This is a genomic window from Ensifer sp. LC384 (assembly GCF_001695865.1).
GTDB lineage: Bacteria > Pseudomonadota > Alphaproteobacteria > Rhizobiales > Rhizobiaceae > Ensifer.
Genome location: NZ_MBST01000005.1, coordinates 95,805 through 110,718 on the forward strand (window position 1 = coordinate 95,805; position 14,914 = coordinate 110,718).

Annotated in this window: 14 protein-coding genes; 2 read left to right on the plus strand and 12 right to left on the minus strand. The window is 62.0% G+C overall.

What is annotated here, in order from left to right; genetic code table 11:
• Positions 1 to 33: 33 nt before the first annotated feature.
• The 5 genes from ntrX to dusB form a co-directional block, all read right to left on the minus strand.
• Complete coding sequence (gene ntrX / locus BC363_RS06955) at positions 34 to 1,398, minus strand: two-component system response regulator NtrX (RefSeq protein WP_025426781.1); 1,365 nt, start codon at positions 1,396 to 1,398, stop codon at positions 34 to 36.
• Positions 1,388 to 3,706 (minus strand): PAS domain-containing sensor histidine kinase, encoded by a 2,319-nt coding sequence (locus BC363_RS06960; RefSeq protein ID WP_244512900.1) that lies wholly within the window; start codon positions 3,704 to 3,706, stop codon positions 1,388 to 1,390. The genes ntrX and BC363_RS06960 overlap by 11 nt, the downstream gene beginning before the upstream one ends.
• A 164-nt stretch (positions 3,707 to 3,870) precedes the next feature.
• Positions 3,871 to 5,325, minus strand: coding sequence for a nitrogen regulation protein NR(I) (gene ntrC, locus BC363_RS06965; RefSeq protein WP_053247260.1), 1,455 nt, complete (start codon positions 5,323 to 5,325; stop codon positions 3,871 to 3,873).
• Entirely contained in the window at positions 5,322 to 6,479 is a 1,158-nt protein-coding gene (locus BC363_RS06970) for a nitrogen regulation protein NR(II) (protein WP_065781238.1), read from the minus strand. The genes ntrC and BC363_RS06970 overlap by 4 nt, the downstream gene beginning before the upstream one ends.
• Positions 6,476 to 7,504, minus strand: a complete 1,029-nt coding sequence (gene dusB, locus BC363_RS06975; protein WP_065781239.1) for a tRNA dihydrouridine synthase DusB — start codon at positions 7,502 to 7,504, stop codon at positions 6,476 to 6,478. The genes BC363_RS06970 and dusB overlap by 4 nt, the downstream gene beginning before the upstream one ends.
• Positions 7,505 to 7,653: 149 nt before the next feature.
• Here dusB and BC363_RS06980 point away from each other — a divergent pair, with 149 nt between their 5' ends.
• Entirely contained in the window at positions 7,654 to 8,877 is a 1,224-nt protein-coding gene (locus BC363_RS06980; protein ID WP_141690246.1) for a bifunctional 2-C-methyl-D-erythritol 4-phosphate cytidylyltransferase/2-C-methyl-D-erythritol 2,4-cyclodiphosphate synthase, read from the plus strand.
• A complete protein-coding gene (locus BC363_RS06985) occupies positions 8,864 to 9,361 on the plus strand; it encodes a CinA family protein (protein WP_065781240.1) in 498 nt (165 codons plus the stop codon). Before BC363_RS06980 ends, BC363_RS06985 begins: the two co-directional genes overlap by 14 nt.
• Here the strand turns inward: BC363_RS06985 and BC363_RS06990 are convergent.
• The 7 genes from BC363_RS06990 to BC363_RS07020 form a co-directional block, all read right to left on the minus strand.
• Positions 9,349 to 9,798: a type II toxin-antitoxin system RatA family toxin gene (locus tag BC363_RS06990; RefSeq protein WP_065781241.1), complete on the minus strand. Its 450-nt coding sequence runs from the start codon at positions 9,796 to 9,798 to the stop codon at positions 9,349 to 9,351. The two genes, BC363_RS06985 and BC363_RS06990, sit on opposite strands and share 13 nt — an antisense overlap.
• A gap of 9 nt (positions 9,799 to 9,807) precedes the next feature.
• On the minus strand, positions 9,808 to 10,398 hold the full coding sequence (locus BC363_RS06995; protein WP_065781242.1) for an AAA family ATPase: 591 nt from the start codon (positions 10,396 to 10,398) through the stop codon (positions 9,808 to 9,810).
• Between the two features lie 224 nt (positions 10,399 to 10,622).
• Complete coding sequence (gene lipA / locus BC363_RS07000) at positions 10,623 to 11,594, minus strand: lipoyl synthase (RefSeq protein WP_065781243.1); 972 nt, start codon at positions 11,592 to 11,594, stop codon at positions 10,623 to 10,625.
• 233 nt (positions 11,595 to 11,827) lie between these two features.
• The gene (locus tag BC363_RS07005; protein WP_065781244.1) at positions 11,828 to 12,079 is read right to left on the minus strand and encodes a GlsB/YeaQ/YmgE family stress response membrane protein; all 252 of its coding nucleotides are present in this window, start codon (positions 12,077 to 12,079) and stop codon (positions 11,828 to 11,830) included.
• Between the two features lie 79 nt (positions 12,080 to 12,158).
• On the minus strand, positions 12,159 to 13,604 hold the full coding sequence (lpdA, locus tag BC363_RS07010; protein ID WP_065781245.1) for a dihydrolipoyl dehydrogenase: 1,446 nt from the start codon (positions 13,602 to 13,604) through the stop codon (positions 12,159 to 12,161).
• A gap of 18 nt (positions 13,605 to 13,622) precedes the next feature.
• Entirely contained in the window at positions 13,623 to 14,204 is a 582-nt protein-coding gene (locus tag BC363_RS07015) for a GNAT family N-acetyltransferase (RefSeq protein WP_065781246.1), read from the minus strand.
• A gap of 1 nt (position 14,205) precedes the next feature.
• Positions 14,206 to 14,847, minus strand: coding sequence for an SGNH/GDSL hydrolase family protein (locus BC363_RS07020; RefSeq protein WP_065781247.1), 642 nt, complete (start codon positions 14,845 to 14,847; stop codon positions 14,206 to 14,208).
• Positions 14,848 to 14,914: the final 67 nt, after the last annotated feature.

The following is a 14,914-nucleotide window of genomic DNA, read 5'->3' on the forward strand; positions in this document are numbered from 1 at the left end:
ACAGGCGGCCGCTAGCCGGAAGAGGTTTAACGCTCAAACGCCCAGCGACTTCAGCTTGCGGTGAAGCGCCGAACGCTCCATGCCAACAAATTCGGCCGTGCGGGAAATGTTGCCGCCGAATCGGTTGATCTGAGCGATCAGATAGTCGCGCTCGAACATTTCGCGAGCCTCGCGCAGCGGCAGCGTCATGATGTGCTGGTCACCCTGCGCGGAGATCTTCGGCAAGGTGTCGCCAACTTCGGTCGGCAGCATGTCGGCGGAGATCGGGGTATCCGGACCGTCACTGCGGGCAAGGATCATCAGGCGCTCGATATTGTTGCGGAGCTGGCGAATGTTGCCCGGCCAGTCATGGGCCTGTAGCACGGCGAGCGCATCGTCGCCGATCTTGCGCGGCCGGATGCCCGCCTGTTCGCTGACCTGACGCATGAACATGTCGACAAGAAACGGGATATCCTCGCGGCGCTCGGCCAGCGCCGGCACCCGCACGGGGATGACCGCGAGCCGGTGGAAGAGATCTTCGCGAAAGAGCCCTTCTGAGATCATGTTTTCGAGGTTGTAGGCCGTCGAGGAGATGATGCGAACATCGACCTTGACGCGCTTGGTACCACCGACCCGCTCGAACTGCTGATCGACAAGAACACGTAGGATCTTGTTCTGCGTTTCGCGCGGCATTTCACCGACTTCATCGAGATAGAGGATGCCGCCATGCGCCTCTTCGAGTGCACCCGTACGACGCGGTTGCCCCGGCGTGCCCTCGGTGCCGAAGAGCGCAATCTCCATGCGATCGGGTGTGATCGCTGCGGCATTCAGCGCCACGAACGGGCCGGTCGAGCGGGTCGACTTGCGGTGGATCATCCGGGCCACCAGCTCCTTGCCGGAACCGGACGGTCCCTGGATCATGATGCGGCTGTTGGTCGGCGCCACCTTTTCGACGGTTTGCCGGAGCTGCGAAACGGCAACCGAGGTCCCGATCAGTTCGACCGGATCACCCGATTTCTTCTTCAACTCCGAGACTTCGCGCTTCAGCTTGGAGTTCTCGAGTGCACGCTCGGCGATCAGGATCAGGCGGTCGGCCTTGAACGGCTTCTCGATGAAATCATAGGCGCCGCGCTTGATGGCGTTGACGGCCGTTTCGATGTTGCCGTGTCCGGAAATCATCACGACAGGCAGGTCGGGATGGCGTCCCTTGATCTCGTCAAGCAGGGCGAGGCCGTCGAGGCGGCTGCCCTGCATCCAGATATCGAGAAAAACGAGTCGCGGCACGCGGTCGCTGATCGCCGCAAGCGCACTGTCGCTGTCGAATGCGGTGCGGGTCTCGTGCCCTTCGTCGGACAGGATGCCGGAAACGATCTCGCGGATGTCTTCCTCATCGTCCACAACCAGAATGTCAGCGGCCATCGCTCGTACCCTTACCCTTCAAAGTGTCTTCGCCCCCGGCTTCTCCGGCAGGCGGCAGGATCACGCGGATCATTGCTCCGACGCCGCCATCGAAATCGGCCGGTGCGTCGTGCAATTCCAGTTGTCCGCCATGGTCCTCAATGATCTTCTTGACGATCGCGAGGCCAAGGCCCGTGCCCTTTTCGCGCATCGTCATATACGGTTCTAAAATTCTGTGCCGGTTCTCGGTCGGAAGGCCCTTGCCGTTGTCGATGACATCGACGACAAACCGGCCGGCAGCTCCATCCCGCTGGGCGCGCACGAGCACTTTCGGCTCGCCCCGGACAGCCTCCGTCGGCACCGCTTCGATCGACTCGACCGCATTCTTCACTATGTTGCCGAACGCCTGGCCGAGCATGCGGCCATCGAACATGCCTTCGAGCGCCTCGTCGCCGAAATCGCGAATGAAGCTGATGTGGTTGTTGCCCATTTCGCGCAGGAACACGGCGTCCTTCAGAATGGCGCGCAGATCCGCCTTCTCCTTCGTCGGCTTCGGCATGCGGGCAAAGGCGGAGAACTCGTCGACCATCCGACCGATATCCTCGACCTGCCTTACGATCGTGTCGGTGCATTGATCGAAGACGATCCTGTCCTCCTGATCGATCTGCTTGCCGTAGCGACGCTTCAGACGTTCGGCAGAGAGCTGGATCGGCGTCAGTGGGTTCTTGATTTCGTGTGCGATACGGCGCGCGACATCGGCCCAGGCGGTCGACCGCTGCGCAATCACGAGGTCGGTGATGTCGTCGATGGTGATGACGTAGGACTCGTTTGCCTCGCCGCCCTCCTCGCGTGTCACCTGGACGTTAAGCGTGCGCTCGGTTCCGCCGCGCATGATATTGATCTGCTTGCGGAAGTTGTTGCGGTAGCGGCTTTCCGCCTCGACCAGCACCTCCTCGATCTCAGGTGCGACCGCGCGCAGATCGGCGCCGAGCAGGTCCGGCGCGGTCTTTTTCAGAAACTCCTCCGAGGAAGAGTTGGCAATGGTGATCTGCCGGTCGTGGCCGACGCCGATGACGGCTGCCGTGACACCCGAAAGCACCGCCTCGATGAACCGCCGCCGGTGGTCGACCTCGTCCTTGGCCTCCAGAATCTGCTCCTGCTGGGTACGGATCTCGGAGACCATCTTGTTGAACGTGCGTGACAGATTGCCGACGTCGCCATCGACGGCACGCACCGGCACAACCACGTCGAGATTGCCGGAGGCAACGCTGTCGGCCGCACCGATCAGCTGCCGGATCGGCCGAACGATACGGTCGGCGACCGCGATCGCCGTCCAGATCGCCGCCAGCAGCACGATCAGCGCAAAGCCGATATAGAGAACCCCGAAGGCAATCTGCGTGAAGGCACGCCCAGCCTCCAGCGTCTTGTACTCGGCGGTGTTTTCTTCCATCAGCCGCAGCGAACGCATCACTTCAGGATCGACGTTGCGGACGGTGTACAGATAGGTGCCGGGAATATCGTCAAGTGGGATCACGGCCCCCACAAGGTTGGTAATACCCGGCGGGATCAATGTCGGTTGACCGGAAACCGAGCTTTTCAGCGCGTCCGGCGGGATGGCCGGCAAGGGCTTTTCCGTCGAGATGTTGGCCTGGAGAATGGCACTGCCATCCGCCCGGACGAGGAAAGCGCCAAGCATGCCGCGCCCTCTCGCCTGTCGAGTCATCAGTTCGGTAAAGCCGGTCCGGTCGAGGCTGTAGAGCTGCCGATTGCGCTCGAGGTCATTGGCCATCGACACGGTCTGGCCCTGCAGATAGCTGGCATTTTCCAGCACATAGGCCTGGGCGACACTGATAGACGATCGAACGATCGCCTGGGTACGCAGTGAGAACCAGCGGTCAAGGCCGACATCCAACGTTATGCTGGCGAAGATCGCGACCAGAATGGCGGGCGTGATGGCGACGATCGAAAACAGAGCCACGATGCGCACATGAAGCCGCGCGGCGGCGCGGCCCTTGCGGCGTGCGCGCAGCAATCTGAGAATCTCGCGAACGATGAGATAGATCAACCCGACCACGAACAGGCCGTTGATCGCGGCGCAGGCGATGAAGACGTTGCGCTCCAGACGGATCGGCGTCAGTCCAAGCAGAACGAGCAGAGACAGGGTTGCGCAGACCAGCGCGCCGATCGCCAGCATGAGCCCCGGCAGGGCAAAGGACGCGCGGCGGTCCTGCGCCGCGACTCCGTCATCTGTGCCCAGCGGCAAGGCCATCGCATCCACCATGTAAAAACATTCCCCCAACCGGCGCCTGTCGACACCGGCAATTCTCACTCACATTCCGGGTCAAGGTGTTGACCGGACCGTCCGTCGGAGCTGTTGCGCATGGGCCACAGGCCTTAGGGCCGGGCAAGGCAGCGCAACACCGCTCGATTCGGCGGTCATAACACGTTCAAGCAACGCATTGTGGCGAAAATGCAACGGTGGGTATGGCCAAGTCAAGCCGTGCGCGAGCTGCGATAGACCGACACGCCCAGTTCGCGGATCTTCTTGCGCAGTGTGTTGCGGTTGAGGCCGAGCAGATCGGCGGCCTTGATCTGGTTTCCGCGCGTCGCCGTCAACGCGGCAAGGATGAGCGGATATTCCATCTCGGCGAGCACACGCTCGTAAAGACCGGTCGGAGGAAGCGCATCGCCGAAGCTGGCAAAATATTGCCGCATATTCTCCTCGACCGCCTGCGAGATCGACAGCGAACCGCTGCGCGCTTGCGTCTTTTCAATGGGGCTGTCGGGGATCTCCGAGCGCAGCTCGTTCTCGATGATTTCCCGCGTGATGACGTCCTGCGGGTAAAGCGCGGTCAGTCGACGCACGAGGTTTTCAAGCTCGCGCACGTTGCCCGGCCACGGATGCGCCTTCATCAGCTCGAGCGCCTCCTGATCGAAACGCTTGACGTCCAGCCCCTCTTTTTCCGCCTGCTGAACGAAGTGGCGCACGAGATCGGGAATGTCTTCCGCACGATCGCGCAGCGGCGGCAGGCGCAGCGGCACCACATTCAGCCGGTAATACAGATCCTCGCGGAACAAACCCTGGTTGATCGACTGTTTCAGATCCTTGTTGGTTGCCGCGACGATGCGCACGTCGGAGCGGATCGGCGTGCGGCCGCCGACCGTCGTATACTCGCCCTGCTGCAGCACACGCAGCAGCCGCGTCTGTGCATCCATCGGCATGTCGCCGATTTCGTCGAGGAAGAGCGTGCCGCCTTCGGCCTGCTCGAAACGGCCGGTCGAGCGGGTCTGGGCGCCGGTGAAGGCCCCCTTTTCGTGGCCGAACAGTTCCGATTCGATCAGATCACGCGGAATGGCCGCCATGTTGATCGCAACGAAGGGGCCGTTGCGGCGCTTGCCGTAGTCGTGCAGCGCGCGCGCGACCAGCTCCTTGCCCGTACCGGATTCGCCGGTGATCATCAGCGTGAGATCGGTCTGCATCAGGCGGGCGAGAACCCGATAGATTTCCTGCATCGCGGCCGAGCGGCCGACGAGCGGCATGCCATCCTGCGAATCGTCGTCGATCTTGGACGGGCGGCGCTTCGGTTCGGCCAGCGCCCGGCCGATAATGCCGATCAGCTCCGTCAGATCGAAGGGCTTTGGCAGATAGTCGTAGGCGCCTTTTTCGGACGCCTTGATTGCCGTCATGAAAGTGTTCTGCGCGCTCATGACAAGCACCGGCAGATCGGGGCGCGCCTTCTTGATGCGCGGCAGCAGGTCGAAGGCATTCTCGTCGGGCATGACCACGTCGGTGACAACCAGGTCACCATCGCCGGCGGAGATCCAGCGCCAGAGCGTCGCGGCGTTCGACGTGATGCGAACGTCGTAGCCGGCGCGGCTCAGCGCCTGATTGAGCACGGTGCGAATGGCTGCGTCGTCATCCGCGACGAGGATCGTGGCACCCGTCATGCAATGTTTCCTTTTGTCATAGGCATGTCGTCTTCGTCCGCCGCCTGCCCCTTGGAGGCCGGCATCAGGACGCGGAAAGTCGTGCGATTCTGCTGGCTGTCGCATTCGACGATGCCACCATGCCCGCCGATGATCTTGGCGACGAGTGCCAGCCCGAGACCCGAACCGTTGGTCTTGGTCGTGATGAACGGATCGAACAGGTGCGGCAGCAGGTCAGAGGGAACGCCCGGGCCGTTGTCGTGCACGCAGAATTCGAGCGGCAGCGAGATCTTCTCGCGGGTGCCTGCGACCGAAAGGCGGATGCCGGGCCTGTAGGCGGTCGTCAGCATGATCTCGCCTTCCGACCGGTCACCGATCGCCTCGGCGGCGTTCTTGATGAGATTGAGAAACACCTGCACGAGCTGGTCGCGGTTGGCAAAGACCGAGGGAAGCGACGGGTCGTAGTTCTCCGTCACCTTGATCCGGCGCGCAAAGCCCGCCTTGGCGATCGCCTTCACATGGTCGAGCACCGAGTGAATATTGAGCGGCACACGGTCGACGGGTCTCTCGTCGGAGAATACTTCCATCCGATCGACCAGCGAGACGATCCGGTCGGTCTCGTCGCAGATCAGCCGGGTCAGCGCCCGATCTTCGTCATTGACGGAGGTCTCCAGCAATTGCGCGGCACCTCGAATGCCGGAAAGCGGGTTCTTGATCTCATGCGCCAGCATCGAAGCGAGACCAGTGACCGAACGCGCAGCCGCCCGATGCGTCAGCTGGCGGTCGATCTTGTCGGCCATCGACCGCTCCTGAAAGACGACCACGACGGAGCCGGGCTCCGAAAGCACCGGCGCCACATAGAGATCGACCAGCTTGTCGGCCCCCAGCCGCGGCGAGCTGAGATCGACGCGATACTCGTTGACCGGGGCTTTGCGCTCACGCACCTGCTCGATCAGTGTCAAAAGCGGACTGCCGAACGGAATGAAGGCGCTGATGTCGTGGCGGGCCAGGTGGTTGGCGCTGGCGCCGAAAAAGGACTCGGCTTCCCAGTTGGCAAAGGCGACGAGACCATTTTGATCGACAAGGATCACCGGATTCTGGATCGCGTTGAGCACCGCCATCGACAGGCCGTTGGCAGCAGCCAAGGCTTCCGGACTATTGGGCTTCTCGGTCATGCGGCGATCCCTTCGCTCGAGAAGGTCACATGCGAACTGCGAATGGCGTCGGACGCGCGCGCGGCGACGGATTTGGAATCAGTCGACGTCAGGATCGCCCCCTTCTCTGCGCCAGCAAGATCGGGGGCGAAACGGTCGAGATACCAGCCGACATGCTTGCGCGCATGCCTCAGGCCCGTGTCGGCACCGTAGAATTCGAGCATCATCTGATAGTGCTCCACGAAAATGTCGGCGATCTCCGCCTGGTCGGGATGTGCCGCCGCGCCGGCGAGAACACCGACATGCCAGGGGCGGCCTTGAGACGACCGGCCGGCCATGACGGCGTCGGCCCCGGAGCGCCTTAGTATCTCTTCCGCATCCGCTACCGTAGCGACGTCGCCATTGGCAACCAGCGGCACGGAAACAACCTCACGCACGGCGCGGATCGCGTCCCAATCGGCTCTACCGGTGTAGAACTGCATACGGGTGCGGCCGTGCACGGTGATCGCCTGGACGCCGGCCTCCTGTGCCCGCCTTGCGATCAGCGGGGCGTTGATCGAGTTTTCGTCCCAGCCAAGCCGCGTCTTCAGAGTGACCGGCACATCCACGGCCTTCACCGTCGCCTCGACCAGCGACAAGGCATGATCGGGATCGCGCATCAGCGCCGAGCCGGAATAGCCGCCCGTCACCTTCTTTGCCGGGCAGCCCATATTGATATCGATGATGTCGGCACCATTTGCAGCAGCGATTTTTGCCGCCTCGCCCATCCAATGCGCTTCGCGGCCGGCAAGCTGCACGATGTGCGGCTTGATGCCGGAGTTCTTCAGCCTCGCCCACGATTCCGAGGCGTTGCCGACAAGCTCGCGGCTCGCCACCATCTCCGTCACGACGAACCCTGCACCGAAGCGCCAGGCCAAGGTGCGGAACGGCAGGTCCGTGACGCCAGACATCGGGGCGAGCGCCACCCGGTTGCGGATTTCGACATTCCCGATCCGAAGCGGCGATGACAGGGCCGGAGCTGGCAAATGCATATCTTTCAGGCACATGTTGTTCTTGCACTATTTTTAGACATTGTTCTTTGGCTTGCCAAGCGATTTCGAAGCGTCGGGCAAATTTCCCTGTTCAGCTGGCAAAGCACGGACCTTCGCGGTACATCACGGCGAAGATTGGCGAAATCCGGGACCACATACAGAAGATGCAGTCTGAAGAACAGCTTTCCTGCGGCGTCGTAATCGTTGCAGCGGGGCGCGGCGAACGCGCCGGACATTCGGCCGAAGGTCCGAAGCAGTACCGCACCATCGGCGACAGGCCCGTTATCGCCCATACGCTTGACACTTTCGCGACATGGCCGGGGGCCGGCCCGATCGTGGTCGTCATCCACCCCGATGACGAGGATCTGCTGGCGGCCGCACGCAGGCGATCGCCGGCACGCGAGTTGATCGTGGTTCACGGCGGCGCGACGCGGCAGCAATCGGTTCTCGCAGGCCTGGAAGCCGTAGCGGCAGCGGGCTCACGCTACGTCATGATCCATGACGCCGTGCGCCCCTTTGCCGATCATGCCCTGTTGTCGCGCTGCGCTGACGCTCTGGCAAAGGGGGCACGCGCCGTGCTGCCGGCGATTGCCGTATCCGATACGCTCAAGCGCGCCGACGCCGCCGGCATGGTGACCGAAACCGTCTCGCGCAATCATCTCCATGCGGCGCAGACACCACAGACCTTCGATCTCAAGGCCATCCTCGACGCCCACAGAGCCGCCGCGACAAGCGGACGAACGGATTTTACCGACGACGCCTCGATCGCCGAATGGGCAGGTATCCCGGTGATGCTCGTCGAAGGCACGGTCGACAACGTCAAGCTCACACTGAAAAGGGACATCGCCATGGCCGACGAGAAACTCAAGCGACATCTGATTCCGGACGTTCGCACCGGTAATGGCTATGACGTGCACCAGCTGGTCGAAGGGGATGGCGTGACGCTTTGCGGTGTGTTGATCCCGCATACCAAGAAGCTCTCCGGCCATTCCGATGCCGACGTCGCCCTGCACGCGCTCACCGATGCGCTGCTTGCCACCTGCGGCGCCGGCGATATCGGCGACCACTTCCCACCGTCCGACCCGCAGTGGAAGGGTGCACCCTCGCGCATCTTCCTCGAACACGCCGCAAGCATCGTGCGCCAGCGCGGCGGCACGATCACCAATGCCGATATCTCGCTGATTGCCGAAGCCCCAAAGGTCGGGCCGCATCGCCAGGCGATGCGGGAGAACCTTGCCGACATGCTCGGCATCGATCTCGACCGCTGTTCGGTCAAGGCGACGACGAACGAGCGGCTCGGTTTCGTCGGCCGCGACGAGGGTATCGCCGCGATCGCGACAGCGACCGTTGTCTACACATCAGGGGGCGCACACGATGTGGCCGAATGACATTCAAGCGACGGCCAGCAAGATCATTGCCGATTTCACCGCGCGCGGCCTCAAGGTGGCAACTGCCGAATCCTGCACGGGCGGACTGATTGCCGGTGCACTGACGGAAATTTCCGGATCATCCGCCGTCGTCGATCGCGGTTTCGTCACCTACTCCAACGACGCCAAGATCCAGATGCTCGGCGTCGATCCGGCAACGCTCGCCGCCCACGGCGCTGTTTCAAGGCAGACGGCCGTCGAAATGGCGCGTGGGGCGGTTGCACGCTCCGAGGCTGACTTCGCCGTCGCGGTGACCGGCATTGCCGGCCCGGGCGGCGGGTCGCCGGAAAAACCTGTCGGCCTGGTGCATCTGTCGGCAACGGGGCGTAACGGCACTGCCCTCCACCGCGAGATGCGCTATGGCGATATCGGTCGCGATGCCGTGCGGCTGGCAACCATCCGAACGGCGCTGGAGATGCTGAAAGAGGTCGCTCAGACCGCGTAAATCTTGTCTGCGCGCTTCTCGAACGCGTCGGAGAACATGCGGAAAGCGCGGTCGAACATCGAGCCCATCAGTGCCCCGAGAATGCGGCTCTTGAACTCATAGTCGATGTAGAAATGCACGATCGACTGCCCCTCGCCGGAGGGTTCGAAGCGCCAGCGATTGTCGAGATATTTGAACGGACCGTCGATGTACTTCACCTCGATCATGCGTTCGGCCTTGTTCAGCAGGACCTGCGTCGTGAAGGTTTCGCGGATCGCCTTGTAGCCGACGGTCATGTCGGCCAACAGCAAGATCTTGCCATCCCTCTCCTTGCGTGAGCGCACGGTCAGCGCCTCGCAGAGCGGCAGGAACTCCGGATAGTGTTCGACGTCGGCGACAAGATCGAACATCTGGTCGGCCGTGTGCTTGACGACATGGTTCGTTTCAAAGTGCGGCATAGAGGGGAGTTAAGCGGGCACGCCGAGAAGATCAAGGAGCCTCTGCATCTGGCGCCGCGATTTCAACTGCAGAACCGGCACATTCGGCCCGTGTTGGGCAAGGCCGGCGACGATACGCGGCGAGAACCTGTCCTCGAAGGTCCAAATGAATTCGAGGAACTGCCAGTCGACCTTCTCGATGCAGCCCGGCGCCATCTCAGGGCGGGTGCGCCCGAGATACTTCAGCCAGCGGGTGACGACACCCCAGATGCAGAGAAGCCGCGGCATGCGCACCCAGATGACGATATCACTTCGCGGCACACGGACATCAAAGGTTGAAGGGTTGGTGCCATCCATGATCCAGCGATCGCCGGCGATCCTCTCGACGATGCGCTGCCGCTGCTCCGCCCGGTCGCGCTGTACCCAACCGGGCAACCACAAAATATCGCGATCGATCGAAATGTAAGCGAGATCGAGATGCCCGCAGAGCTTTTGTGAAAGCGTCGACTTTCCGCCACCAGAGCATCCGACCACGAGCATGCGCCTGGCACTGCGGATATGATCAGCAGCGATGGCATCGTCGATGTAGTTCACCGTTCCTGACGCTATTGGCCGGTCCATCGAGAAACTCTCCACAAACGATCCATGCGCTTGGTTCGCCTCGTCGAAAGGCGTCAAAAAAGCTGGCTCTCACCACCAATCAAACAGCCGTTACGCGATCGACCAAAAATTTGCAAGTTTTGCGCGTACGCGAGAGGTAATGCGCTTCGCGCGCGATGAGTGACATTCAAACGAAAACTCCGGCGCTGGGGCCGGAGTTCTTGTTGTTTCGAAATGCCTTGACACTACTGAGCAGCAGCCAGCAGCTTCTTTTCGCGCGCCGCACGCAGGCGGGCGAAATCGTCGCCGGCGTGATGCGACGAGCGGGTGAGCGGGCTCGAGGCGACCATGAGGAAGCCCTTGGTATAGGCGACCGTTTCGTAGGACTTGAATTCCTCGGGTGTGACGAACTTCTCGACCTTATGGTGCTTGCGCGTCGGTTGCAGGTATTGGCCGATGGTCATGAAATCGACGTCGGCGGTGCGCAGGTCGTCCATCAGCTGCAGCACTTCGTTACGCTCTTCGCCGAGACCGACCATGATGCCGGATTTGGTGAACATCGTCGGATCGAGTTCCTTGACGCGCTGAAGCAAGCGGATGGAGTGGAAGTATCGGGCGCCTGGACGGACGGTGAGATAGTTGCCCGGCACGGTTTCCATGTTGTGGTTGAACACATCAGGCTTGGCGGCGACGACGCGCTCCAGGGCGCCGGGCTTCTTCAGGAAGTCAGGCGTCAGGATTTCGATGGTGGTCAGCGGCGACGCGGCGCGGATCGCCCAGATCACCTTCTCGAAATGTTCGGCGCCACCGTCGGCCAAGTCGTCACGGTCGACGGAGGTAATGACGACGTGGGAGAGGCCCATCTGCTTGACGGCCTTGGCGACGTTCTCGGGTTCCGCCATGTCGAGCGCATTCGGCTTGCCGGTTGCGACATTGCAGAAGGCGCAGGCGCGGGTACAGATTTCGCCCATGATCATGAAGGTGGCGTGTTTCTTGTCCCAGCATTCGCCGATGTTCGGGCAACCGGCTTCTTCACAGACCGTCACGAGCTTGTGCGAACGCACCAGTTCGCGCGTCTCCTGATAACCCTTCGACATCGGCGCCTTGACGCGGATCCATTCCGGCTTGCGCAGCATTTCGGTGTCGGGCTTGTGGGCCTTTTCCGGATGGCGGACGCGTTGCGCCCGGTCAGAAGCGGCATCGAACACCGTTACCATACTGTCTTCCTCGTCGCGGCGGCTGCGGCATCGTGCCGACAGACCCATTTTCGATCTATATAGATGGCTCGACAGGAAATGTCAGGCCACCTTTTGTCGGACAGCCCGACCGCTACAGCGCCGCGCGTCTATTTAGACGCGCAAAGGTCGCTGTAACACTTTGAGTCGCTGCATAATTCCTTAAATCGATTCCGATTTAAGGAATTATGCAGTAGCGTTCGAAGTGTCGCAGGCTATCGTTTGACAGCGCGGCCAATGGCTATCAGCAGGCAGGCGCCGATGAAGCCGATGACCAGATAGGCGAGCCAGCCGGCAAAAGCCATGCCGAAGGTTGCCAGAATGAAGTTCAACACCACCGCTCCGATGATGCCGAGCGCTATGTTCATGAACAGACCCATGTCGCTGTTCATGAACCTCTCCGCGAGCCATCCGGCCAGTCCGCCGATGATGATCGCAGCCAGGATGCCGACGCCGTTCAAACTCATGGTGATCTCCGTGCATTGAGGACAAGGTCGCGTCCTCAATGCCGGATCGAGCCAAAAGTTCCGGCGGAAGCCAGTCCCATCAGGCGTTCAGCGCACGCCCATAAGCATCGAGAACACTCTCCTTCATCGTCTCCGAGATCGTCGGATGCGGGAAGATCGTGTGCATCAGGTCTTCTTCTGTCGTCTCCAGGTTCATCGCGACGACGAAGCCCTGGATGAGCTCGGTCACCTCAGCGCCGACCATGTGTGCGCCCAGCAGTTCGCCAGTCTTCTTGTCGAAGATCGTCTTGACCAAGCCCTGGTCTTCGCCAAGCGCGATCGCCTTGCCGTTGGCGACGAAGGGGAAGCGGCCGACGCGGATATCCCGGCCCAATTCCTTGGCCTTGGCTTCGGTGAGGCCGACCGAGGCGACCTGCGGGTGGCAGTAGGTGCAGCCCGGGATCTTCAAGTTGTCCATCGGGTGGACATTCGGCAGGCCGGCGATCTTCTCGACGCAGATCACGGCCTCGTGCTCGGCCTTGTGGGCGAGCATCGGCGGACCGGCAACGTCACCGATCGCGTAGATCCCGGGAACGTTGGTCTTGCCGTAGCCGTCGATGACGATGCAGCCGCGGTCGGTCTTGATACCCAGCGTTTCGAGACCAAGGTTCTCGATGTTGCCCTGAACGCCGACGGCGGAGATCATCCGGTCGGCGGTGATCTTTTCGACCTTGCCGTCCTTCATCTCGACATGGGCGGTGATCGAGTTGGCAGCCTTGTCGACCTTCGTCACCTTGGCATCGAGGTGGATCTTCATGCCCTGTTTTTCGAACTGCTTCTTGGCAATGCCGGAGATCTCGGCGTCTTCGACCGGCATCACGGTCGGCATGACCTCGACCACGGTCACGTCAACACCCATGGTGCGGTAGAACGAGGCAAACTCGATGCCGATGGCGCCCGAGCCCATGACCAGCAGCGACTTCGGCATTTCCTCAGGCTTCATCGCCTCGAAATAGGTCCAGATCAGCTTGCCGTCCGGCTCGATGCCAGGCAGTGCCCGTGGACGGGCTCCGGTGGCAATGATGATGTGCTTGGCAGTGTAGGTGCCCTCGCCCTTGGTGTTCTTCGGCAGCGGCGCCTGGGGCTGCACGATCGCCTTCGTCATCTTGCCGACGATGATTTCGCCGGGCTTGGTCAGCTTGGCTTCGCCCCAGATGACGTCGACCTTGTTCTTCTTCATGAGAAAGCCGACGCCGCCGTTCATGCGCTCGGCAATGCCGCGCGAGCGGGCAACGATCGCCTTCAGGTCCGGTGTCACCGCGCCTTCGATCTTGATGCCGTAGCTGCCCGGATGCTGGGCGTAGTGCAGCACCTCGGCCGAGCGCAGCAGCGCCTTGGTCGGAATGCAGCCCCAGTTGGAGCAGATGCCAGCCAGATGCTCACGCTCGACGACCGCGGTCTTGAGGCCCAACTGTGCCGCACGAATGGCGGCGATGTAGCCCCCCGGACCCGAACCGATGACGATGACGTCGTAATTCTCAGCCATGTGTTTCCTGCCTTTGTCTCAAGCGACCTTGCGGGTGAAGAGCACCCAGTCGTGTTTTCTGCTGCCTTCGAAGAGCGGCACGGCCTCGGCCCGAGTCGCCTCCTCGAAGCCGTTTGCCCTGTAGAGTGCCTGCGCCCTGTCATTGTGGCTTTCGGTGATCAGGCTCACCGCCGCCGTGCCGGCGCGTGCAATTTCATGTGCAAGCAGTCTGCGTCCGATGCCGCGGCCGCGCCGGTGACGATAGACGCCGAGGCTATCGATGAACCAGTGACCGGCCGCCTGCCGCTGCAGTGCCAGCAAGGGTTCGAGCACGGCATGTTTCGCTTCGATCTCCGTCACCGAAGCGTCGATGCCGTAACCGATCGACAGGCCTGCGATTTCATCCTCGAGGTCGGCCACGACCGCATCACGCCAGTTTCCTGGCCCGACATCCTCGCGCAGCTTGTTGCGCCCGCGCTCGAAAGCCGTATCGGTCGCACCACCGAGAACCGCGCCATACCAGAGCCAGGCGGCAAAGCCGTGCGAGGCGATGTCGACGAGAACAGCGAGTTCCGCCGCCTCATTTCGTTCCGCCGGTCTGATGGTGACGTCGTCGGCCATCTCAGATACCGAGCATCATCCGGACGACCGGCTCGAGGCCCCGGCCGATCGCGCGGGTGTTTTCCGCGTCCAGATGCACGCCATCGAGCGGCGTTGTCCTCGCAACCGATCCGGCATCGAAGAACCCGCAATCCAGTTCGTCCGCCAGATCGCGATAGAGCGGCGCCAGCATCGCGGATTGCTCGATGCCGTCAGCGAACATCGCCGCGAATGCGCTGTTTGCGGTCTCGCAAAGCTGCGGTGGCGAAACGATGAGGATTTCGGGACCTTCCGCCGTTTCAACCGGCCAATCGTGACGGCGCACCAGATTGACCAGGCGCTCGATGCCCTTGACCGCACCGAAAGCCGTGCCGTGAATGATCGGCTTCATGTCGTTGGAGCCGAGCAGAATGACCATCAGATCGAGAGGCGCATGACTGTGCAGGACGCTCGGCAGCATCCGTCCACCATTGCGGTCGCAATCGGCGAGATGATCGTCATAGGCGGTCGTGCGTCCGTTCAACCCTTCGGCGACAATGTGAACATCGGGCCCGAGCGCCTTTTGCAGTACGCTCGGCCAGCGGTCTTCGAGCGCATGACGGCCCGGGCCGGACGCGTCATAGCCCCATGTCAGACTGTCACCGTAGCAGAGAACTGTTTTCATCGTCCGGGCCCGCCTTCGGCATTGCGATCAAGGAGCGGACCGGCCCGAAAGCCGGTCCTGGTCCACA

What these genes read in the sequence shown, in the direction of transcription:
- ntrX (WP_025426781.1), bottom strand. Translation starts at nt 1,398, where the DNA reads ATGGCCGCTGACATTCTGGTTGTGGACGATGAGGAAGACATCCGCGAG.
- ntrC (WP_053247260.1), bottom strand. Translation starts at nt 5,325, where the DNA reads ATGACGGGTGCCACGATCCTCGTCGCGGATGACGACGCAGCCATTCGC.
- BC363_RS06970 (WP_065781238.1), bottom strand. Translation starts at nt 6,479, where the DNA reads ATGACCGAGAAGCCCAATAGTCCGGAAGCCTTGGCTGCTGCCAACGGC.
- dusB (WP_065781239.1), bottom strand. Translation starts at nt 7,504, where the DNA reads ATGTGCCTGAAAGATATGCATTTGCCAGCTCCGGCCCTGTCATCGCCG.
- BC363_RS06980 (WP_141690246.1), top strand. Translation starts at nt 7,654, where the DNA reads ATGCAGTCTGAAGAACAGCTTTCCTGCGGCGTCGTAATCGTTGCAGCG.
- BC363_RS06985 (WP_065781240.1), top strand. Translation starts at nt 8,864, where the DNA reads ATGTGGCCGAATGACATTCAAGCGACGGCCAGCAAGATCATTGCCGAT.
- BC363_RS06990 (WP_065781241.1), bottom strand. Translation starts at nt 9,798, where the DNA reads ATGCCGCACTTTGAAACGAACCATGTCGTCAAGCACACGGCCGACCAG.
- BC363_RS06995 (WP_065781242.1), bottom strand. Translation starts at nt 10,398, where the DNA reads ATGGACCGGCCAATAGCGTCAGGAACGGTGAACTACATCGACGATGCC.
- lipA (WP_065781243.1), bottom strand. Translation starts at nt 11,594, where the DNA reads ATGGTAACGGTGTTCGATGCCGCTTCTGACCGGGCGCAACGCGTCCGC.
- BC363_RS07005 (WP_065781244.1), bottom strand. Translation starts at nt 12,079, where the DNA reads ATGAGTTTGAACGGCGTCGGCATCCTGGCTGCGATCATCATCGGCGGA.
- lpdA (WP_065781245.1), bottom strand. Translation starts at nt 13,604, where the DNA reads ATGGCTGAGAATTACGACGTCATCGTCATCGGTTCGGGTCCGGGGGGC.
- BC363_RS07015 (WP_065781246.1), bottom strand. Translation starts at nt 14,204, where the DNA reads ATGGCCGACGACGTCACCATCAGACCGGCGGAACGAAATGAGGCGGCG.
- BC363_RS07020 (WP_065781247.1), bottom strand. Translation starts at nt 14,847, where the DNA reads ATGAAAACAGTTCTCTGCTACGGTGACAGTCTGACATGGGGCTATGAC.